The sequence below is a fragment of the Mesorhizobium sp. YL-MeA3-2017 genome (assembly GCF_030814575.1).
Classification (GTDB): Bacteria; Pseudomonadota; Alphaproteobacteria; order Rhizobiales; family Rhizobiaceae; genus Mesorhizobium; species Mesorhizobium terrae.
Genome location: NZ_JAUSVH010000001.1, coordinates 804,726 through 824,055, shown reverse-complemented (window position 1 = coordinate 824,055; position 19,330 = coordinate 804,726). Strand labels below are relative to the sequence as shown.

Sequence of the window (19,330 nt, the reverse complement as noted above, 5' to 3'; positions counted from 1 at the left end):
GAAGGAATTCCGGTTCATTCGGCCTGTCTATAAGAAAAATCGAAAACAAGCGTTAAACCGGCCCGGCCGGCGGAGCCAAAAGGACTGGCGCGGTGGCGTCGCGCGGCTTTTTTGCAATGTCGCAAACAGGCTGCAATCGACCGGCGCCGCCCTATAGTGTGCGCGCAATATCATCTCGGAGTCGCGGGCAATGGCAGAGTTTCCGAAAAAGGCGAAGGTTGTCATCATCGGGCTTGGCGGTATCGTGGGCGCGTCGATTGCCCATCATCTGATCGAGCGTGGCTGGGACGACATCGTCGGTATCGACAAGTCGGGTATCCCGACCGACATCGGCTCGACCGCGCACGCCTCGGACTTCTGCTACACGACGAGCCACGACTACCTTTCGGTCTGGACTACCCAGTACTCGATCGATTTCTACGAGAAGATGGGCCACTACGCCCGCATCGGCGGCCTCGAAGTCGCTCGCACCGGCGACGACACCTGGATGGAAGAGATCAAGCGCAAGCTGTCCTCCGCCAAGGCCTTCGGTACCCGCGCACACTATGTTTCGCCGTCCGAGATCAAGGCGATGTTCCCGCTGATCGAGGAAGATCAGGTGATGGGCGGCATGTTTGATCCCGACGCCGGCCTGGTCATCCCGCGCTCGCAGACGGTTGCCGGCAAGCTGGTCGACGCCGCCGAGAAGTCCGGAAAGCTCCAGGTCTTCGGCAACACGCCGGCCACCTCGCTGATCGTCGAGAAGGGCCGCATCAAAGGCGTCGTCACCCATCGCGGCACGATCATGGCCGACCATGTCGTCGTCTGCGCCGGTATATGGGGCCGCCTGATCGCCGAGATGGTCGGCGAGGACCTGCCTGTTATGCCGGTCGATCATCCGCTCACCTTCTTCGGCCCGTACAACGAGTTCGAGGGCACCGGCAAGGAGATCGGCTTCCCGTTGCTGCGCGACCAGGGCAACTCCGCCTATATGCGCGACACCGGCGACCCCAAGACCACCGAAGGCGGCCAGATCGAGTGGGGCTATTACGAGACCACCAATCCGCGTCTCTGCCATCCGCGCGAGATCCTCGAAAAGCACGAGGCACGTCTGTCGCCGTCGCAGCGCGACCTCGACATGGAACAGATCATGGTGCCGCTGGAGCGCGCCATGGAGCTGACGCCGATCCTCGGCGAGATCGGCTACAATGAAAGCCATTCCTTCAACGGCCTGCTTCAGGTTTCCGCCGCCGGCGGCCCGTCCTGCGGCGAGAGCCAGAAGGTGCGCGGCCTCTGGTACTGCGTCGCTATCTGGGTCAAGGACGGTCCCGGTTACGGCAAGCTGATCGCCGATTGGATGACCGACGGCCGCACCGAGATCGACCACAACTCGATCGACTATTCGCGCTTCTACCCGCACCAGCTGGAAGAAAAATTCATCGAGGGCCGCACTTTCGAGGCCGCCCAGAAGATCTATTTCCCGGCCGTGCATACCCGCGAGCCCTACGCCACCGGCCGCAACGTCAAGCGTTCGCCCTTCTACGAGCGCGAGAAGGAACTCGGTGGATACTTCATGGAGCTTGGCGGTTGGGAGCGTGCCCACGGCTATGCCGCCAACGAGCACCTGCTCGAAAAATACGGCAACCGCGTTCCGGTGCGCGAGAACGAATGGGACAGCCGCCATTTCTGGCGCGTGTCCAACGCCGAGCATCTGGCGATGAGCGAGGATTGCGGCATCGTCAACCTCTCGCACTTCCACATGGTGGATATCGAAGGTCCCGACCATGTCGAGCTCTTGGAATGGCTCTGTGCTGCCAAGATCGGCGGCGATAGCAATATCGGCAAGGGCATCTACACCCATTTCCTCGACGACGAGGGCATGGTGCGCGCCGACTTCACCGTCTTCCGCATGGCGGACCGCTGCCGCCTGGTGAACGGTGCCGATGCCGGCCCGCGCGACTTCCACTACATGAAGCGTGTGGCTGAGGATCGCGGTCTCGACGTTACCATCACCGACACGTCGGAAAAATACATCACCATCGGCATCTGGGGACCGAACGCCCGCGAAAACCTGAAGAAAGTGGTGTCCGATCCCGCCGGTCTCGACCAGGAAAACTTCGCCTTCGCCGCGATCAAGCAGATCGAGATCGCCGGTAAGAACGTTACAGCTTTCCGCATCTCCTATGTCGGCGAGCAGGGCTGGGAACTGCACATGAAATACGAGGACGGCCTGGCCGTCTGGGATGCCCTGCGCTCGACCGGCGTCATGGCCTTCGGTGTCGAGACCTACGCCAATTCGCGCCGCATGGAAAAGAGCCTGCGCCTGCAGAATGCGGACCTTCTCACCCAGTACAACCTCATCGAGGCCGACCTTGCCCGTCCGAAGGTCAAGGAAGCCGACTTCCGCGGCAAGGCCAAGCATCTGGAGTACAAGGCGCGCGCCCACCAGCCCGCCATGCTCTGCACGCTCATCATGACCGACAACACCGACGGCAAGGGCGTCAAGCGCTACCCAGTCGGCTCGATGCCGGTCATGGATCCGGAAACCGGTGAGGTGCTGATCGACGAGCTCGGCCGGCGCTCTTATACCACTTCGGTCGCTTACGGCCCGACCATCGGCAAGAACATCGCGCTCGCCTACGTGCCGCACGCTTATGCGCAGGAGGGGCGCAAGCTTCAGGTTGGCTATTTCGGAGAGACCTATCCGGTCGAGGTGGCAGGGGTCGGCTACAAACCGCTCTACGACCCGGAGAATTTGAAGCCGAGAAGCTGAGACCGTCACTCGGCCGCAGCAAACCTTCGAACGATCATACAAAAGCCCGGCACCAGCCGGGCTTTTGCTTTGTAAGGGGCCGGTTTTCGCTTACTCTTCGACCATGTCGGCAGCCTCTGTCAGCTCCCTTTTCGTGGGTGTCGCTTCGGCGCTGGCGCTTGGGCTGATCGCGGCGGCGAATGCAGCCGAACCGGTTGACGTGGAGCTAGTCCTTGCCGTCGACGTCTCTTTGTCGATGTCGCCGGAAGAGCTGGAGATCCAGCGGCACGGCTATGCCGCGGCGTTGACCGACGAAGCCGTGCTGCGGGCGATTGCCGACGGCCGGTACGGCAAGATCGCCGTCACCTACGTCGAATGGGCCGGCACCATGTCGCAATATGTGATCGTGCCGTGGACAGTAATCGCCAACCGCGCCGATGCAGAGGGCGTGGTTTCGCAATTGTCGGCCCGGCCGCCTAACAGCGCGCGGCGCACGTCGATCTCGGCGGCGCTGCAATTCGGCGCCGACCTGTTCGCCGAAAGCCCGTTTCAGGGCGATAAACGTGTCATCGACATCTCCGGCGACGGACCGAACAACCAGGGCGCGCCGGCGCCTTTCGCCCGCGACGCCGTGGTCAAGCAGGGCATCACCATCAATGGATTGCCGCTGATGACCAGTGGCCTGGCGGAATCGCCCTACGATCTGCGCGATCTCGATCGCTACTACCACGATTGCGTCATCGGCGGCCCCGGGGCCTTCATGATTCCGGTCAATGGCTGGGAACAGTTCCCCGAGGCGGTCCGCCGCAAGCTGGTGCTGGAACTGGCCGGTCCGGCATCGCCGCATTGGGCTGCGGCCGAGGCCGTGCAGCCCCCAGTGGTGCTCGCTCAGGCAACCCCCACGGTCGATTGCCTCGCCGGCGAGAAGAGATGGCGTGACCGCAACTATCTGCTCGACAACCGGTGACTTGACCTTCCCCAGGCAGGGGAGGGCTTTCCGATATCAGGCCGCCAGAAGCTGCTTGCGGTCGATGCGCTCCTGCTGCGGCGAGCGCGCATAGAGCTCGCGATAGCATTTGGAGAAATGCGAAGCCGAGACGAAGCCACAGGCCACCGCGACTTCGACCACCGGCATCGACGATTGGATCAGCAAATGACGGGCGCGGTCGAGCCTGATTTCCAGATAATAACGGGCGGGCGAGCGGCCCATCTCGGTACGGAACAGCCGCTCGATCTGACGGCGCGAAAGGTCGACATGGTCGGCGATTTCGATCAGCGACAAGGGTTCGGCGAGGTTCGCCTCCATCAGCTCGATGATGGTGAGCACCTTGGAATTCTGCACGCCTAGCCGTGCGCGCAGCGGCAGGCGCTGGCGGTCGGTCGGGCTTCTTACGCGGTCGGTCAGCACCTGTTCGCAGACGCGGTTGACGAGGTTTTCGTCGAAATCGTCGCCGATCAGTTTCAGCATCATGTCGAGCGCGGCGGTGCCGCCGGCGCAGGTGTAGACATTCTGGTCGACCTCGAACAGGTCGGCGAAGACGTTGGCCTTCGGGAAGGCTTCCTGGAAGCCAGGCAGGTTTTCCCAGTGGATGGCGCAGCGCTTGTTGGACAAGAGACCGGCGGCGGCCAGAACATAGGCGCCGGTGCACAGTCCGCCCACGGCGACGCCGCGATTATACTCCTCGCGCAGCCAGGCGAAGACCGACTTGTTATGGTATTTCTCGACATCCATGCCCGTGCAGATGATGGCCATGGACGGCCGGTCAGGGCCTGCCATCTTGCGGCGTTCCTCGTCCAGCGAGGTGTTGACCGCGCATAGGACGCCGTTCGAGGCCGGCACGGGGCTCCCATCGGTGCTTGCCAGCCGCCAGCGATAGGCTTCGTAGCCGAGCATTCGGTTGGCGATGCGCAATGGCTCAAGCGCTGTCGCAAACGCGACCATGGTGAAATCAGGGACGAGGAAAAAGACCAACGATCGTTTGATCGGCTGCTTTGCGGCGCTCACGAAAAATCTACCTCCCATGACGCGAACAGAATGTCGCGATCAGCATAGCGTCATCAGGAAAATTATTTTCTGTCAATTGGCTAGAGCGGGTAGGGAAGACAAAATTTGCGACATGGGTCGCAAACGGGCCATCGCAAGCGCTTTGGAAAGATCGGGGGCGCGTCGGCGGCTTTCGTCAACGCCCGCGCGGTGTCGCCAATAGCAAAACGCCGCCCGGTCGAAGCGAGGCGGCGTTTGCAATTTTACGGCTGAAAGTGAGGCTCGTCGGAGCCTCGAACGATCATGCCACGAAGCCGAGACGGGCGGCCGCAACCGCTGCGGTCTGGCCAGGCATGGTCTTGGCCAAACGCTGACGCTCCAGAGCGGTGGTCAGGTTGGTCTGGCGGCGGGTGAACAGGCGGGTAAAGAGCTTCATGACTTTCTCCAATCGGTTGCTCAGACGGGTCGCCTTCGCTTGATGGAGTGGGGCAGCTCGTTTGCTGCAGTGCATATAGGCTTGTCCACGCAAAAACAAAATCGCAAAAGCGAAGCGCTTCATATGGAAAAGCGACATGGGAATTGGCATGTTTCAGCCAGAAACCATATTTTGTTTATTTTTTACAATGAGTTGGTTGAATTTTGCGCCGCTATGCGGCTTGTTCATATGCGTCATGCGTCCATTGCATGGCGAGCTGAATGGGCGTTGCGGCAACAAAAAAGCCCGCCGGAAACATCGCGGCGGGCTCTCATGCGACTGCCTGTCCGGTCATTTTCCGCCGGCCCAGCTGCCGACGCCGGCCGCATGGGCGGTGTTTGAAGCCACATCCGGCCAGCCGATATCCTTCTGCACCTCGGCGGGCAGTGCGCGGATGGCGCGCTCGGTGAGATAACGGCTGCGGGCGGCACCGAGTTCGGTCGCGATCCGACCGATGGTCGACAGAACGGTCATACACTTCTCCTTCCACGGTTGGCTGGAAATTCGGCTGCTGGTTCCCATCGAATTGCTGCTGCTCCAACAGCTTGTCAGCAATGATCGATAGGGCCGTCTTGACAGTGTTGACTATGAACCTGCGGTGATGTTCAATCAAACGAAATGACATGATGCTTTAGTTCAGAAAATTTGAATGGAACGCCGATGAACGCGCCACTCAACCATCCACTTCCGCTGCTTGACCTGGATGTGTTGCGCACATTCGTTGCGATCGCCGAGACCGGCAGCTTCACCACGGCGGCCACGGCCGTGTTCCGCACACCTTCGGCGGTTTCGATGCAGATCAAGAAATTGGAGGACGTGCTTGGCCGCTCCGTCTTCGCGCGTGACGCGCGCTCGGTCGCGCTGACCACCGATGGCGAGATGCTGCTTGGCTATGCGCGACGGCTGCTGGCCATCAACCGCGAGGCGGTCTCCAAGTTCATCGTGCCTGATATCGTCGGCGTGGTGCGATTGGGCTCGCCGGACGATTACGGCGAACGGGTCCTGCCGCATGTGCTGAAGCGCTTCGCGCATTCGCATCCCTCGATCGCCGTCGATGTCACCATCGACCAGTCGATCAATCTGCGCCGGCGCATGGATGACCGTGTGCTCGACATCACCTTGCTGACCAATTCCTACAAGACCAGCGCTATCGGCGCCGAGGTGCTTCTAACCGAGCCGATTGTATGGGCGGGCGCCAAGGGTGGATGCGCGCATCTGCGCGAGCCGCTGCCGGTGTCGATCTGGGAAGAAGGTTGCGTGTGGCGGGCAGGGGCGCTGGATGCGCTCGGCCGCGATGGCCGCAACTATCGCGTTGCCTATATGAGTGCACACACTGCTGGCCAGCGCGCCGCCATTCTCGCGGATCTCGCCGTGGCGCCGCTGCCCAAATCCTTCCTTGGCAACGACATGGTCGAGCTCGGCCCGAAGGACGGTCTGCCGCATATCGGCAGCTACAATCTGGCGATGATCGTGACGCCGGACGCCAGTGCGCCGGTCAAGGCGGTGGCCGACCATATCCGCGCTACCTTCGACGTGTTCCGGGAAACGGGGAAGTTCTAGGCCGTTCCTGGCTATTCGGCCGCGAAGGCCAGGCCGGGCTGCCTCTCGCGCCTGCTCAGGAACGTCACGATGCGGTCGCGCGCGCGCCGCGCTTCCGGCATGTTGATCAGCGGCCAGACGTGGAACATGCCTTCTTCGTGGACCAGCTCGATGTCGACGCCGGCGGCACGCGCCCTTTCGGCGAAGATCAGATTGTCGGGCGTCAACAGGTCGCGCGAGCCGGTGAGGAGCAGGGTTGTCGGCAGGACGGTGAGGTCGCCATAGAGCGGGCTGATGTGCCAGTCGCTGCGATCCATACCGGCGCTGTAGAGCCTGACCGCCTCCAGGCCGCCGGGGATGCCCAGCCAGGGGTCATGCTGCTCGGCCGCGAAAACGTCCGGATTGGTCAGCGACATGTCGAGACCGGGCGAAATCAGCACGTGGCTGCCGGGCGCCGGCAGGCCATCCTGCGCCATCATCATGGTCAGCACCACGGCCATGTTGCCGCCGGCTGAATCGCCCATGAAGACGATCTCGCTGGCCGCCGTCTCTTCGAGCATTCCACGATAGACTGCACCGACCATGCCGAACATGTCGTGGAAGTCGTGTTCCGGCGCGATCGGATAGATCGGCACGGTGACGCCAAAGCCCAGCCGTTCCGCCATCTCGGCAATCAACGCCCAGTGATAGGACGTGATTTCAAAGACATAGGCGCCGCCATGCAGGTAAAGAATCCGCCGGGTGCCGCCGTCTCGCGGCGCGATCTCATAGACGGGAAAGCCGTCGACGCTGCGCGTTTTGACGTCGAAGCGCTGGATGATTGCCGGCGGTGGCTGATGGCTCTGCTTGCGGCGCGCATGCTGGATCCAGCGATGCATAGCCTCAGGGCTGGAAAATGCTTTCTTGCGGGTGTGCTTCAGGACAAACGAGACAACGTTGCTGCGGATGCTGGCCATGCGATGCGACCGACGGATGCTGAGCCGGCAGGCCGGCCTTTGAATGCCCCCATCCCAAATTTTGGTCTGCGCCGGAAAATGTCAAGGATCACGCAGCGTTATCGGCTTGCGCCACCGCACGCGGGTAGCGTCGCCCAGGAAAGGTGCGTGCGGCCGCGTATCAGGCGGCGGGCACCGTATCCTGCTGCAACACGACTACGCGGGTGCCGCTCTGCACGCGGCGGTGCAGGTCGATGATGTCCTGGTTGAGCAGGCGAATGCAGCCGGATGAGATCGAGCGGCCGATCGACCAATCCTCATTGGTGCCGTGGATGCGGTAGAGCGTGTCGGCGCCGTTCTTGAACAGATAGAGCGCGCGGGCGCCAAGCGGGTTGGTCGGGCCAGGCTCCATGCCGGCGGAGAGCGGACCGTAGCGCTCCGGCTCGCGGGCGATCATATCCTGCGTCGGCGTCCAGCGCGGCCATTCGCGCTTGTACTGGATGACGCCGCTGCCCTCGAACGCCAGCCCGGCCTTGCCGACGCCAACGCCGTAACGCAGTGCGCGTCCTTCGCCGAGCACCAGATAGAGGAAGCGTTTCGGCGTGTCGATGACAACGGTGCCTGCCGGCTCGGAGCCTTGGTAGGCGACTTCCTGACGGTAAAATTTCGGGTTGATCTTGGTAAGGTCCGGGGCGGGGATGGGGAATGCATCGTCTGCAACCGGCGCATACATGTCTTTGTAATATTGCGGAACTTCCCGCTTGCCCGGTTTGATCGAGGCCACTTTCTGCGTCATGGTGCAGCCAGCCGCAACGAAGGGGATGGCGAGGACGAACATGCGGCGGGTGAGCATAACGGACATTGCGGAACCTGATCGTATTGATTTCGGTTGAGCCGGTTCGTCGCAGAAAAGTCTGAATGCTTCCAATCACCGGCGATCACGCTTCGGTGAAGATGCGCGTATCAAGAAAGGGATTGTGGCGACCGGAAACGAGCGTCGAGCGGCGCGAATGGAAAGCTGTGACTGGCCGCAAAAGGGGGCGAGAACATGGCACCCGGTCAAGGAGAGCCGGCGTGACCGGGGCCTTGACCGTTCCCTGTGTCCCGGATGCCACAGCGGGGCTCGTCGCGTCATCCGGCCTGAATGGCAATCAGCCCGGCGGACCGCTATTCGCGGCCGCGCCGTGCTGCCCGTTCCTCGCGCGAGCGGCGTCGCGGCGTGGCTTCGCCACCAACGCCGTCTTCGCTGGTTGCCTTGCGTGGTGGCAGCTTCACCTGCTCGGCCAATTTGGGGAAGGGGTCGACCTTGTTGGGCAGCGCCATGGCATCGATGAACAGCTGCTGGAAATGCGGTTCGAGCGCGGTTTCGATCTTTTCGATCTTCGCCACCTGCTTCTCGATCTCGCGGCGATGGTCGCGGTTGAGCAGCGCCATCAGCGCCCCGGTACCCGCGGCATTGCCGACAGCCTTGACCTCGGAAAGGTCGCAGTCGGGGATAAGGCCAAGCACCATGGCGTATTTCGGGTCGATGAAGGAGCCGAAGGCGCCGGCGAAACGGATGGTGTCGACAGTTTCGACGCCCTGCTTTTCCATGAGCAGCTTGACGCCCGCGTAGAGGGCAGCCTTGGCGAGCTGGATGGCGCGCACGTCGTTCTGGGTAACGGTGATGCGCGGTTCGCCCTGGCGGCCCTCACGCAGCAGATAGGAGAAGGTGCGGCCGTTCTGGATGATGCGCGGGCTTTTCGCCATCATCGAGCCATCGACGACGCCGTCTTCCGAGATGATGCCGGAGAGATACATCTCCGCCACCACCTCGATGATGGCCGAACCGCAAATGCCGGTGACGCCGGTCGTCCAGGATGCTTCCTCGAAGCCTTCCTCGTCCGACCACTTGTCGGTGCCGATGACGCGATAGCGCGGTTCCAGCGTTTCGGGATCGATGCGCACGCGTTCGATGGCGCCGGGGGCAGCGCGCTGGCCGGACGAGATTTCAGCACCTTCGAAGGCCGGTCCCGTCGGCGACGAGGCGGCGACGACACGTGCGCTGTTGCCCAGGATGATCTCGGCATTGGTGCCGACATCGACCAGGAGCATCATCTTGTCCTGCCGATAAGGGCCTTCCGACAGCGTCGCGCCGGCGGCATCGGCGCCGACATGGCCGGCGATACAAGGCAGCGTGTAGAAACGCGCACCGCTGTTCACGTCGATGCCGATGTCGTTGGTCCAGCCTTGCACCGCACCCGAAACGGCAAGCGCGAAAGGCGCCTGGCCGAGTTCGGTCGGGTCGATGCCGAGGAACAGATGGTGCATGATCGGGTTGGCGACGAAGACGCTGTCGAAGATATCGTGGCGATCGACGCCGCCTTCCTCACAGACATTGCCGATCAGCGTGTTGATGGCCTCACGCACGGCCTTGGTCATCGCCTCGCGTCCGTCCGGATTCATCATCACGTAGGAGACGCGGCTCATCAGATCCTCGCCGAAGCGGATCTGTGGGTTCGACGTGCCGGAAGACGCGACGACGCGACCTGACAGCAACGAGACCAGATGCATGGCGATTGTGGTCGAGCCGATGTCGCAGGCTATGCCGTAGGCCTCGTTCTTGAGGCCCGGATAGAGCGCGATGACGGTTGCGCGCGAGAACTCCATGTCCTTGTGGATTGCCGCCGTGACCGCCCAGTTCTCCTTGCGCAGGATTTTCTGGATCTCGGGGATGAGATGCGGCGCGACGCGCAGATCCTTCCAGCCCCAGTCGTTCTCCAGCACCGCCTTAAGGCGTTCCAGATCGCCAGTTGGCTTGTGCATGTCGGGCTGCTCGACCTCGACATAACACATCTGCACCGCCGAGTTGCGCTCGATGACGCGGTCGGTGGCGGCCTTGCGCACGACCTGGGCGTTGATCACCGTGTCCTGCGGCACGTCGATGACGAGGTCGCCCTGGACGGTGGCCGAGCAGGACAGGCGCCGCCCTTCGGGCAGGCCGCGCACGCGTTCGTAGCGCTCTTCCTTCGGGCCCTTCGGCGAGATGTGGTCGAGCGAGGAGACGATCTTGTGCTTGGCGAAGTTGCCTTCCTGCACTTCGATCTGGCAGCGCCCGCAAGTGGCGCGCCCGCCGCATACCGATTCTACATAGACGCCGAGCTGGCGGGCTGCGTCGAGCAGCGGCGTGCCGACAGGGAACCGCCCGCGCTTGCCGGACGGCATGAACAGGACGAGAGGATCGGTGATGTTGGCGGGCGAGTTCATTTCAATTGCGACCGATTACCCCCGTGCCATGCGTGCTTCGCGGCCGCCACGCCGGCGACCGCCAGCAGCGGCGTCACCGGGCGCATTGACCGCGACCGGAGCGGCAACGGGGTGGCCGCCCTCGGCCGGCTTGTAGTCCTTGTAGGTCTTGATCCAGTTCATGCAATCCTTATCGGTGCCGTTGAGCACGTTGGCGGCGCGTACGGCCTCCATTTCCTGCGGACGAACCGGGTTCATGATCGCCGAGGTCATGCCGGCGCCGATAACCATCGGGATGAAGCCGGCATTGATGCCATGGCGGTGCGGCAGGCCGAACGAGATGTTCGACAGGCCACAGGTGGTGTTGACCTTGAGTTCCTCGCGCAGGCGGCGCAGCAGCGCGAACACCTGGCGGCCGGCATCGCCCAGCGCGCCGATCGGCATCACCAGCGGGTCGACGACGACGTCATGCGCCGGGATGCCGAAATCGGCGCAACGCTCGACGATCTTCTTGGCCACGGCGAAACGCACATCCGGGTCCATCGAAATGCCCGTCTCGTCGTTGGAGATGGCAACGACGGGGACGTTGTATTTCTTGACCAGGGGCAGGATCGCTTCCAGTTTCTCTTCCTCGCCTGTGACCGAGTTCACCAGGGGGCGGCCCTTGGCGACCTTCAGTGCGGCCTCGATGGCCGCGGTGACGGAGGAGTCGATCGACAGCGGCAGGTCGACCAGGTTCTGCACGATCTCCAGCGTCTGCACCAGAAGCGCCGGCTCGGTGGCGTTGGGGTCGACGGCGGTGACACCGGCATTGACGTCGAGCATGGTGGCGCCGCAGGCAGCCTGTTCGAGTGCGTCCTTGATGACGGTCTCGAAATTGCCGGCGACCATCTCGGCGGCCAGCTTCTTGCGGCCGGTCGGGTTGATGCGCTCGCCGATGACGCAGAAGGGCTGGTCGAAACCGATGACGATTTCACGGGTCGCCGAGGCGACGATGGTGCGGGTCATTTCAAACTCCCTCTGGATATAAAGACTTCTTTATATCGTTATCTGGTGTGGATCAAGCAAATGGTGACGCCCGCGCTATCAATGCGCGGTCTTGACCATGTCGATCTGGGTTTCGGTGACGTTATCATGCAAGAGATGATCAAGGCGCTCGGCAACACGGGCGTCGTCCGCGCGCGCCTCGCGCTTCCAGGGCTGGCGGCCCTTGAGCACGCCCGATTCATCGACGATTTCGGCGACATATTCTTCCTGGCGGTAGGCCATCACATGGACGCCGGAGACGCCGGGAATTTCCTTCACCTCGTTGATGATGTCGATGCAGAGTTGCTTGCCTTCCTTCTTCTGATCCTGCGCGCCTTCCAGCCGCTTGATGACGGAATCGGGAATGTGGATGCCGGGCACATTGGAGCGGATCCATTTTGCCGTCTTTGCAGAGGCCAGCGGGCCGACGCCGACCATGATGAAGACCTTTTCCGTGAAACCGAGATCGCGGGCCTTCTGCATGAAGGTTTTGAACATCGGCACGTCGAAACAATACTGGCTCTGCACGAACTGCGCGCCGGCGGCGATCTTCTTGCCAAGGTGGATCGGGCGGAAGTCATAAGGCGGGGCGAAAGGATTGATCGCAGCGCCGAGGAAAACCTGCGGCGGCGTTGACAGCTTGCGGCCGGACAGGAACTTGCCGTTGTCGCGCATGATGCGGACGGTTTCGAGCAGCGACATCGAATCGAGGTCGAACACCGGCTTGGCGCCGGGCTGGTCGCCGGCCTGGACGCCGTCGCCGGTGAGGCAAAGGATGTTGGCCACGCCCATGGCTGCGCCACCCAGCACGTCGCCCTGGATGGCGATGCGGTTCTTGTCTCGGCAGGCGATCTGCATGACCGGGGCATAGCCCATGCGGGTCAGCAGCGCACAGATGCCGACCGAGGACATGTGGCAGTTGGCGCCGGAGGCATCGACGGCGTTGATCGCATCGACCCAGCCATCGAAAACCTTGGCGCGGTTGTAGACGTCTTCCGGATCGGCACTGTCGGGCGGGTTGAGTTCGGTGGTCACCGCGAACTCGCCACGGCGCAGGACGCGTTCGAGGCGGCCGCGCGAGGAATGGCCGGGCAGGGGTTCCAGCGGCAGGTGGATGCCAGCGGGGTTCTCGTCGCGCTGTGGCGGACGCGGCGGGGTCATGCTGGTGCTCCGGTGTTGGGGTTATTGGCCGCCTCACGCGCGGCAGCGGCCTGTGCGGTGACACGCAGCCACGCCGACGTTTCCCTGAGTGACTGGTCGACGGGCTTCTGCACGTTGAGGATGGCATCGCCCTTGACCATGTTGCGCGAGCCTTCCCAGGCCTTGACCCATACGCAGGGCATGTCGGGCTCGACTTCGCAATTGCCGTTGGCGCGTACGCCGCCGCAAGGGCCGTTGCGCAACTGCTTGGGGCAGTTCATCGGGCAGGACATGCCGGTCGACGACAGGATGCACTGGCCACACATACGGCAGTCGAACATCAGGCCTTTCACACGCTTCTCGACGAATTTGACCGGCGCCTCGACGCGGCCGTAGCCGATGCCCCTCCACAGCGGATGGAGCAACAGGAAGGCATCGGCGAAGCGGCTGTAGAACCATTCGAGCAGCTTGGAATGGCGGATTGCCCATAACCGAACCGAATAGGAGCGCTGCACGCGTCGCTGCGGCGACACGTCGGCGGGCTTGTAGTCGCTTTTCGGCGCCGCCTTGCGCACCAGCGTCGCCTGGGTGACGCCGCCTGCCGCGGGCGTATCGCCTGCCGGGCTCTTATTCGGTGTCGGCTGGGTCTCAGACATTTTCCTTGCCGCCTGCCTTGGCGAGAGCGACCAGCCGCTCCCGGCTATACTCCGCGTCGATGGCCGCCGCTGCCTTTTCCACCTCTGCCTCGAGGTCCTCGCCGACAGGGATCGGGTCGGCCTTGCGCCATTCCGCGAGATAGGCGTCGGTCTCGGCCGCGCCCGAACGCATCGCGGCCATGTCGATCGCTTCGGTGAAGCGCAACGGCAATTCGCGCTTGGCGTTCTGCCTGCCTTTTTTGACGATGACCTGGGCGGGGATGTCACGCCAGTAGACGACGATCAGATCGGCCATTTGTACTTGTTCCTTCGATGGTTGGAGCATTGCCGAAAGCGGGAATAGCCCGCTTCTCATCAGACGACGCGCGCGCCTTCAAAAGCGACGCGCGACGATGTCGCAAAACGATAGACCGGCCGCGAGTTCAAGGCACCAGCCGACAACTGGAAAAAACGGCTCTTGCGCGACAAGCCACATCTTTCCTTCAAGACGCAGCCAAGGGGGCTAACTTCGTGTTGCAGGCCACCCGAGCATCTCGGCGCGGCCATTGTCGCGGGGCGATCCGAGATACGGAAAGTGTGACAGGCCGAGCCAGAGAGCTGTTCCGCGAAGGATTCCACCCGAACTCGCCTTGGGGTTGAGTTCGATACGGTTCCTTTAGAACATTTGCCTATCTCATTGAAGTTGCCTATCTCGTGGACATTGGTCTTGTCGATTGCCGGGGATGATGTTGCGAGCAATTCGCGGAGGAGAGCAGTAGAATTCTTCAGCAGCCTTTGGTCCCGGTGGGACGGCTTGTTTTCCGAGGCTGGCTTTCTTCCTCTTGTTCAGGCGCGGTCTTATAACGGCGACCTTCCTGGTTACGTCACTCGTCGCTTTGGCAATTGTCGCGGCGCGCTGGCCGATCCAACATTGTTGGGAATTCTCGATGCCGACGCTGATCATTGTTGGCCTACCGAACTGGATTCTCGGCTGAGTGCTCGCCGAAGCAACGGTCTGCGTGCGGAATATTCGCGCGGGTTCCGGGTCGTCGTTCTCGCTCTATCTCGTCCACTACCCAGTGATCGGGTATTTCGAGTCCGAGTAAGTGTCGGGCGTGGCCTTCAACGACACTGTTGCCGCGAATCTCCTCGCCTGGACGGCGCAGCTCTGCGCGATCGCTGCCGCGACATGCACTTTTTACACGCTCGTCGAAGCGCCATTCCATCGATTGGCGCGAAGGCCGGGAACCAGACATTCGCGCAACCGCGCGACGGAAGAAGCGCTGACCAGTAGCTGATCGTCCGGTTTTACCAGCATCGATGCCGCCTGGTGAATTCCATGTGATCTCTCGCGGTCTTGCTACTCAGGTTTGCCGAGGTTGGCGACAAGCTTGCGGTGGAAGCGCACATAACCGCGCTCGGTCGAGCGCAGATGTTCGGCGATGATCCTGTGAAAGCGCGGTAGGCGGTGGAACGGCACCGCCGGGTAGGAATGATGTTCGGCATGGTAGGGCATGTTCCACGCCACGAAACGAACGATTGCCGTGGTGAAGGTGGTGCGCGTGTTCTCCAGCATGTTGGAGACATGCGGGCAGCGTGTGTGTTCGGCCAAAAGATAGGTGCGCAGGAACGGCTGGCCGATCAATACCGGCACAATCCATGTCCAGAGCAGTGCCGTCGACTGCAGCAGGACCGAACCGGCGAACATCAGGGCATAGAGAGCGAGGAACCAGCGAGCCTCGGACAATACTTTGGCGCGGCCTTTTTCAGGCACGAAGGAATCGCTGTTTCGACCGAGCGCATTGGCTGTGACCACCTTCGCCATGCCGCTCCAATACGGCCAGCCCGACAGGTAGCGCAGATATTGCGCGATCGTCTCCGGTTTCGGGCTCATCAGCTCCGGGTCGTTGTCGGGGTCGTGCGTGTAGCGGTGATGGGCGAAGTGGAAATAGCGGAACCATGCCGGCGGCAACAGAATGAGGAAGCCGCTAACAACCGCAACGATGCGGTTCAGCTTTTCCGTGCGGAACGCCGTCTCATGGATGGTCTCGTGCAGCAGCGTGAACAGGAAGACGATCAGGATGCCGAGCGGCAGCATCAGAACGGGCCAGAACGGCACCTTGAGCAGGATGAGGATGGCAAGCAGCACGATCAGCCCGCCATGGGCGGCGAGCCGCAGCACGCCTGGCGCATCCTGTTTTTCGGTGAGGTCGCGCCGATCCTCGGTCGAGAGGGACGCGATGATCTGCCGGTGGTCAATCTCAGCCATGATCGAAGTCTAACGCTCGCCTGTCCTTAGGTAAACGAGCGGACCGTTCTGGCCTACCAGATGCCACGCCGTATCCCGGTCCATAGGTAGGACCAGATCGTCGGGTGAAACCAGATTCGCGAAGGCAGGCCAGGATCGAACGGTTCGATGCGACCGGCCAGCACCTTCTCGATCACCTCGATGCAGGCATCGCGTGAAATCGCGGCCTGGCGCAGCGGATAGGACGAGATGGTGTCGCCATGCTCCGGTTTGCCGCGGGTGTGGCGCAGCACCGCTCCGGTGTCGACGCCGGCGTCGACGAGATGCACGGTGGTGCCGAAGTTCTGCGCGTCGTTGTTCGCCAGCGCCCAATAGGCGCCGTTCATGCCGCGGTACTTCGGGTTGATGCCTGCGTGATAGTTGATGACCGGGCAGGGGATGGATGCCAGTGTCTCGCTGGTCAGCACCCGGCAGCCCGCGAGCAACACGACGCTCGGTCTGATATCGGCAATGGCTTCGACCGTCTGTGGCGCATTGGCGGAAGGCACCTGCACGATGTGCTGGTTCGGTGCCGGTTCGGTCTTCAAATTGTATTCAGCTACGATTTCCTCGACATGGCTGGCGCCGAAACGCTTGCCGAGGCGAACCAGCACCATGGTTCCCATCTGGCCGAGCACCGAGATCCAGCCCTGCCGGCGGGCACGGCGCTTAAGCAGCAGCCATTTCGAGATCGGCGTTTCCAGAATAACCGTCACCGGGCCAAAGCGATCGGCAATGGCATTGACGATCGCCCAGATGTGTCCGCCGCCCTCGGTAACAATGACGATGGGCGCGGTGCCCGCAACTTCGCTCATTCCTGAAAGTCCAACCGTTCGACGCGGAGTAGCGCCTTTCGAAGTCGTGCCGCGCCATCATTCTCGACGGCGCGGGTTAATCCTTTATGTCAGCTTATGTGCACAAACCGCAGGCCGTCAGCGTTTGAATTCGATGATGTCGAGCTTGGATTCGTAATAGGGCGCCGGAAACTCGATCCGCCAGGCATTGGCGCCGGTGCGGAAGGCATAGCCGGCCTGATCGGTCTTCGGTCCGGCGCCATAACGCTTGGGCTTTTCACCCGCGACGAAGCCGGAACCGAGATAGATCGAGCGTTTTTCGCCGTCGTCGTAGAAGCGGCCGCTGGTACGCTGCGAGCCTGTAGTCTTCTCTAGCATCCAGCCGGAGCCGTCGTCGCTGATACGGCACTTGAACCAGCCATAGATGACGAGCGGGCCAAGTCCTCCGGCCTTGATGGTGCGGCATTGCCACATGCCGGTGAGATCCTTGTTGGAGAAAGCGACCATCGGCCTGGCCAGGACTTCATCCAGTTCCTTCACCTCGGCGGGCTGGCCCGCCTTCGCTTCCGCCAGGGCAGCTTTTCGGGTTTCGCCATATTGGGCGAGCCGTGTCTTGTCGGCGGCAGTCATGATCTTCTGCACGGTGCCATCGGCATGGGCGGAGCCGGTCGCCAGGGTGGCGGCGACCGCAAACATGATGGCTCGCAAAGTCATGATTTCCCCCGGTATTTCGATCAAGCGCCCCGTTGCGCGACTTATAGCGCAAGCAGCGGCCAGAAAACCAGAGCGTGAGTGTTGCCGGTGTTAGGCCATTTTCTGACCTGGTCGCCTCGGTGGCGCGTTCAGCGGGTCGCCGCGGCAAGAATGGCCGGGGCAAGATCGCCATAGCCGGTGAAGCGGTATTCGTAGTCGAGGCCCAGATAGTCGGCCGCCCATTTCGCCTTTTTCTGGAGATCCTCGTCCTCAGTCTGCGCCAGATAGACGATCTTGGTATAGTTGCCGAACACCATGCTGATCAGTTCGGGATGCTTGTCCAGCTTGAGCGGCTCGATGACGAAGGCCTCGAACTGGCGGGTGATGAGGTCGGTCAGGTAGAACGCCGTGAATTCGGTGTCGACGATCTTGGCAAATGCGTCGTTGCCGCTGAAGAAAGCGTAGCAATGTGGGCCGCCGATGCGCTCGATGCCTTCCTCGGCGCAAATCTTGTCGAGCTCGCCGCGCGTGCCGCATTCAGCATAGCCGATGAAAATACGCCGGTAGCCCTCGTCGCGTGCCTTGCTGATCGCCTCGCGCATGGCCGGGGCGATCTTGTCGGGATAGACGTGCCAGATCGCCGGCAGGCAAATCAGGTCGACGTGATCGAGGTTGTTGGCCCTGCAAACGGCGAGCACTTCGCGGGCAATGGCACCGCAGGCGATGACGCGCACGCGCTGGGCAAGCGGCGCGGTTGCGCGAACTTCGCCATCCTTGGTGATGACGGCGTCGGCGATGGTTGTCGCATCGAGGTTCTGTCTTGCCGCCATGGCGGATCGCTCCAACATCGCCGGACACACTCGGCATCGCCGTGGAACAGGTTTATCCTTGTCGCGTTGATGTCTGTTGCATCGCTACAATGGAGACACCGTCCATGAAACTGTCACGCATCGTACCGCTCGCCGTCATCGCCGTGGCACTCGCGTTGTCCGGCTGCGCCAACACGGTCCGCGGCGTCGGCAAGGACGTCAAAAGCACGGCCCACGCTGTCAAGCAAACCCTGCAGTAGCCGACCCTGACAATCTGGTGACAAAAAGGCCGCGCTGCAAGGCGCGGCCTTTTCGTGATCAGGCGGAAGCGCGCAGATTGTGCTTGCGCTTCATGAAGTCCTTGGCGGTCTCGACCGCCACGGCCGCGTCGCGGCAATAGGCATCTGCCCCGACGGCCTTGCCGAATTCCTCGTTCAGCGGCGCGCCGCCGACCAGGACGACGTAGTCGTCGCGAATGCCCTTTTCCTTCATCGTGTCGATGACCACCTTCATGTAGGGCATGGTGGTGGTGAGCAGAGCCGACATGCCGATGATGTCGGGCTGGTGCTGCTCGATCGCCTCGAGATACTTCTCGACCGGATTGTTGATGCCGAGGTCGATGACGTCGAAGCCGGCACCTTCCATCATCATGCCGACAAGGTTCTTGCCGATGTCGTGGATATCGCCCTTGACGGTACCGATGACCAGCTTGCCCTGCTTCGGCGCGCCGGTGGCGGCGAGCAGCGGGCGCAGGATATGCATGCCGGCCTTCATAGCGTTGGCCGACAAAAGCACTTCCGGCACGAACAGGATGCCATCGCGGAAATCCTCGCCGACGATGCGCATGCCTTCGACCAGCGCTTCGGTAAGCACCGCGTAAGGTGCCCAACCGCGCTCCAGAAGGATGTTGGTGCCTTCCTCGATTTCCTCCTTCAGACCGTCATAGAGGTCGTCGTGCATCTGCTGCACAAGTTCCTCATCGGAGAGCTCGGAAAGGATGATCTCGTCGTCGGACATTGCTGATCCATCTCCCTGCGGCCGCGCGACTGTGTCGCAA

General features: G+C 62.2%; 19 protein-coding genes. 4 read left to right on the top strand and 15 right to left on the bottom strand.

Annotated features, from left to right (window positions below; translation table 11 throughout):
* Positions 1-190 precede the first annotated feature (190 nt).
* Positions 191-2,752 (top strand): GcvT family protein, encoded by a 2,562-nt coding sequence (locus QFZ88_RS03855; RefSeq protein WP_024926808.1) that lies wholly within the window; start codon positions 191-193, stop codon positions 2,750-2,752.
* A gap of 103 nt (positions 2,753-2,855) precedes the next feature.
* Positions 2,856-3,698, top strand: a complete 843-nt coding sequence (locus tag QFZ88_RS03850) for a DUF1194 domain-containing protein (protein WP_024926809.1) — start codon at positions 2,856-2,858, stop codon at positions 3,696-3,698.
* 36 nt (positions 3,699-3,734) lie between these two features.
* On the opposite strand, the gene QFZ88_RS03845 is transcribed toward QFZ88_RS03850, so the two are convergent.
* The 3 genes from QFZ88_RS03845 to QFZ88_RS03835 all read right to left on the bottom strand — a co-directional run bounded on the left by QFZ88_RS03845 (position 3,735) and on the right by QFZ88_RS03835 (position 5,664).
* The gene (locus QFZ88_RS03845; RefSeq protein ID WP_210270965.1) at positions 3,735-4,754 is read right to left on the bottom strand and encodes a GlxA family transcriptional regulator; all 1,020 of its coding nucleotides are present in this window, start codon (positions 4,752-4,754) and stop codon (positions 3,735-3,737) included.
* Positions 4,755-5,016: 262 nt separating this feature from the next.
* Positions 5,017-5,151, bottom strand: coding sequence for a hypothetical protein (locus QFZ88_RS03840; RefSeq protein ID WP_137900549.1), 135 nt, complete (start codon positions 5,149-5,151; stop codon positions 5,017-5,019).
* A 330-nt stretch (positions 5,152-5,481) separates the two neighbouring features.
* Positions 5,482-5,664 carry a hypothetical protein gene (locus tag QFZ88_RS03835; RefSeq protein WP_024926811.1) on the bottom strand — a complete coding sequence of 61 codons (183 nt, stop codon included), beginning with the start codon at positions 5,662-5,664 and terminating at the stop codon, positions 5,482-5,484.
* A 186-nt stretch (positions 5,665-5,850) separates the two neighbouring features.
* Here QFZ88_RS03835 and QFZ88_RS03830 point away from each other — a divergent pair, with 186 nt between their 5' ends.
* On the top strand, positions 5,851-6,750 hold the full coding sequence (locus QFZ88_RS03830; RefSeq protein WP_024926812.1) for a LysR substrate-binding domain-containing protein: 900 nt from the start codon (positions 5,851-5,853) through the stop codon (positions 6,748-6,750).
* Between the two features lie 11 nt (positions 6,751-6,761).
* Here the strand turns inward: QFZ88_RS03830 and QFZ88_RS03825 are convergent, their stop codons facing one another.
* The 11 genes from QFZ88_RS03825 to QFZ88_RS03775 all read right to left on the bottom strand — a co-directional run bounded on the left by QFZ88_RS03825 (position 6,762) and on the right by QFZ88_RS03775 (position 18,294).
* Positions 6,762-7,685 (bottom strand): alpha/beta hydrolase fold domain-containing protein, encoded by a 924-nt coding sequence (locus tag QFZ88_RS03825; protein ID WP_024926813.1) that lies wholly within the window; start codon positions 7,683-7,685, stop codon positions 6,762-6,764.
* Positions 7,686-7,845: 160 nt separating this feature from the next.
* Positions 7,846-8,517: a L,D-transpeptidase gene (locus tag QFZ88_RS03820; RefSeq protein ID WP_024926814.1), complete on the bottom strand. Its 672-nt coding sequence runs from the start codon at positions 8,515-8,517 to the stop codon at positions 7,846-7,848.
* Between the two features lie 314 nt (positions 8,518-8,831).
* The gene (locus QFZ88_RS03815) at positions 8,832-10,910 is read right to left on the bottom strand and encodes an ASKHA domain-containing protein (protein ID WP_024926815.1); all 2,079 of its coding nucleotides are present in this window, start codon (positions 10,908-10,910) and stop codon (positions 8,832-8,834) included.
* 15 nt (positions 10,911-10,925) lie between these two features.
* Positions 10,926-11,897: a methyltetrahydrofolate cobalamin methyltransferase gene (locus tag QFZ88_RS03810; RefSeq protein WP_024926816.1), complete on the bottom strand. Its 972-nt coding sequence runs from the start codon at positions 11,895-11,897 to the stop codon at positions 10,926-10,928.
* Between the two features lie 78 nt (positions 11,898-11,975).
* A complete protein-coding gene (locus QFZ88_RS03805; protein WP_024926817.1) occupies positions 11,976-13,076 on the bottom strand; it encodes a methylenetetrahydrofolate reductase in 1,101 nt (366 codons plus the stop codon).
* Positions 13,073-13,711: a methylenetetrahydrofolate reductase C-terminal domain-containing protein gene (locus tag QFZ88_RS03800; RefSeq protein ID WP_024926818.1), complete on the bottom strand. Its 639-nt coding sequence runs from the start codon at positions 13,709-13,711 to the stop codon at positions 13,073-13,075. The genes QFZ88_RS03805 and QFZ88_RS03800 overlap by 4 nt, the downstream gene beginning before the upstream one ends.
* Complete coding sequence (locus QFZ88_RS03795; RefSeq protein ID WP_024926819.1) at positions 13,704-14,006, bottom strand: virulence factor; 303 nt, start codon at positions 14,004-14,006, stop codon at positions 13,704-13,706. The genes QFZ88_RS03800 and QFZ88_RS03795 overlap by 8 nt, the downstream gene beginning before the upstream one ends.
* Before the next feature lie 1,044 nt (positions 14,007-15,050).
* Complete coding sequence (locus tag QFZ88_RS03790) at positions 15,051-15,959, bottom strand: fatty acid desaturase (RefSeq protein WP_210270964.1); 909 nt, start codon at positions 15,957-15,959, stop codon at positions 15,051-15,053.
* Positions 15,960-16,012: 53 nt separating this feature from the next.
* Positions 16,013-16,792, bottom strand: a complete 780-nt coding sequence (locus tag QFZ88_RS03785) for a formyl transferase (RefSeq protein WP_024926821.1) — start codon at positions 16,790-16,792, stop codon at positions 16,013-16,015.
* A gap of 117 nt (positions 16,793-16,909) precedes the next feature.
* The gene (locus QFZ88_RS03780; RefSeq protein WP_024926822.1) at positions 16,910-17,485 is read right to left on the bottom strand and encodes a DUF4893 domain-containing protein; all 576 of its coding nucleotides are present in this window, start codon (positions 17,483-17,485) and stop codon (positions 16,910-16,912) included.
* A 128-nt stretch (positions 17,486-17,613) separates the two neighbouring features.
* Complete coding sequence (locus QFZ88_RS03775) at positions 17,614-18,294, bottom strand: DUF1638 domain-containing protein (RefSeq protein ID WP_024926823.1); 681 nt, start codon at positions 18,292-18,294, stop codon at positions 17,614-17,616.
* A gap of 104 nt (positions 18,295-18,398) precedes the next feature.
* Here QFZ88_RS03775 and QFZ88_RS03770 point away from each other — a divergent pair, with 104 nt between their 5' ends.
* The gene (locus QFZ88_RS03770; RefSeq protein ID WP_065998064.1) at positions 18,399-18,533 is read left to right on the top strand and encodes an entericidin A/B family lipoprotein; all 135 of its coding nucleotides are present in this window, start codon (positions 18,399-18,401) and stop codon (positions 18,531-18,533) included.
* Between the two features lie 58 nt (positions 18,534-18,591).
* Here QFZ88_RS03770 and QFZ88_RS03765 read toward each other — a convergent pair whose 3' ends face one another.
* Positions 18,592-19,290, bottom strand: coding sequence for a corrinoid protein (locus QFZ88_RS03765; protein WP_024926824.1), 699 nt, complete (start codon positions 19,288-19,290; stop codon positions 18,592-18,594).
* Between the last annotated feature and the right edge of the window lie 40 nt (positions 19,291-19,330).

What these genes read in the sequence shown, in the direction of transcription:
- QFZ88_RS03855 (WP_024926808.1), top strand. Translation starts at nt 191, where the DNA reads ATGGCAGAGTTTCCGAAAAAGGCGAAGGTTGTCATCATCGGGCTTGGC.
- QFZ88_RS03850 (WP_024926809.1), top strand. Translation starts at nt 2,856, where the DNA reads ATGTCGGCAGCCTCTGTCAGCTCCCTTTTCGTGGGTGTCGCTTCGGCG.
- QFZ88_RS03845 (WP_210270965.1), bottom strand. Translation starts at nt 4,754, where the DNA reads ATGGGAGGTAGATTTTTCGTGAGCGCCGCAAAGCAGCCGATCAAACGA.
- QFZ88_RS03840 (WP_137900549.1), bottom strand. Translation starts at nt 5,151, where the DNA reads ATGAAGCTCTTTACCCGCCTGTTCACCCGCCGCCAGACCAACCTGACC.
- QFZ88_RS03835 (WP_024926811.1), bottom strand. Translation starts at nt 5,664, where the DNA reads ATGACCGTTCTGTCGACCATCGGTCGGATCGCGACCGAACTCGGTGCC.
- QFZ88_RS03830 (WP_024926812.1), top strand. Translation starts at nt 5,851, where the DNA reads ATGAACGCGCCACTCAACCATCCACTTCCGCTGCTTGACCTGGATGTG.
- QFZ88_RS03825 (WP_024926813.1), bottom strand. Translation starts at nt 7,685, where the DNA reads ATGGCCAGCATCCGCAGCAACGTTGTCTCGTTTGTCCTGAAGCACACC.
- QFZ88_RS03820 (WP_024926814.1), bottom strand. Translation starts at nt 8,517, where the DNA reads ATGCTCACCCGCCGCATGTTCGTCCTCGCCATCCCCTTCGTTGCGGCT.
- QFZ88_RS03815 (WP_024926815.1), bottom strand. Translation starts at nt 10,910, where the DNA reads ATGAACTCGCCCGCCAACATCACCGATCCTCTCGTCCTGTTCATGCCG.
- QFZ88_RS03810 (WP_024926816.1), bottom strand. Translation starts at nt 11,897, where the DNA reads ATGACCCGCACCATCGTCGCCTCGGCGACCCGTGAAATCGTCATCGGT.
- QFZ88_RS03805 (WP_024926817.1), bottom strand. Translation starts at nt 13,076, where the DNA reads ATGACCCCGCCGCGTCCGCCACAGCGCGACGAGAACCCCGCTGGCATC.
- QFZ88_RS03800 (WP_024926818.1), bottom strand. Translation starts at nt 13,711, where the DNA reads ATGTCTGAGACCCAGCCGACACCGAATAAGAGCCCGGCAGGCGATACG.
- QFZ88_RS03795 (WP_024926819.1), bottom strand. Translation starts at nt 14,006, where the DNA reads ATGGCCGATCTGATCGTCGTCTACTGGCGTGACATCCCCGCCCAGGTC.
- QFZ88_RS03790 (WP_210270964.1), bottom strand. Translation starts at nt 15,959, where the DNA reads ATGGCTGAGATTGACCACCGGCAGATCATCGCGTCCCTCTCGACCGAG.
- QFZ88_RS03785 (WP_024926821.1), bottom strand. Translation starts at nt 16,792, where the DNA reads ATGAGCGAAGTTGCGGGCACCGCGCCCATCGTCATTGTTACCGAGGGC.
- QFZ88_RS03780 (WP_024926822.1), bottom strand. Translation starts at nt 17,485, where the DNA reads ATGACTTTGCGAGCCATCATGTTTGCGGTCGCCGCCACCCTGGCGACC.
- QFZ88_RS03775 (WP_024926823.1), bottom strand. Translation starts at nt 18,294, where the DNA reads ATGGCGGCAAGACAGAACCTCGATGCGACAACCATCGCCGACGCCGTC.
- QFZ88_RS03770 (WP_065998064.1), top strand. Translation starts at nt 18,399, where the DNA reads ATGAAACTGTCACGCATCGTACCGCTCGCCGTCATCGCCGTGGCACTC.
- QFZ88_RS03765 (WP_024926824.1), bottom strand. Translation starts at nt 19,290, where the DNA reads ATGTCCGACGACGAGATCATCCTTTCCGAGCTCTCCGATGAGGAACTT.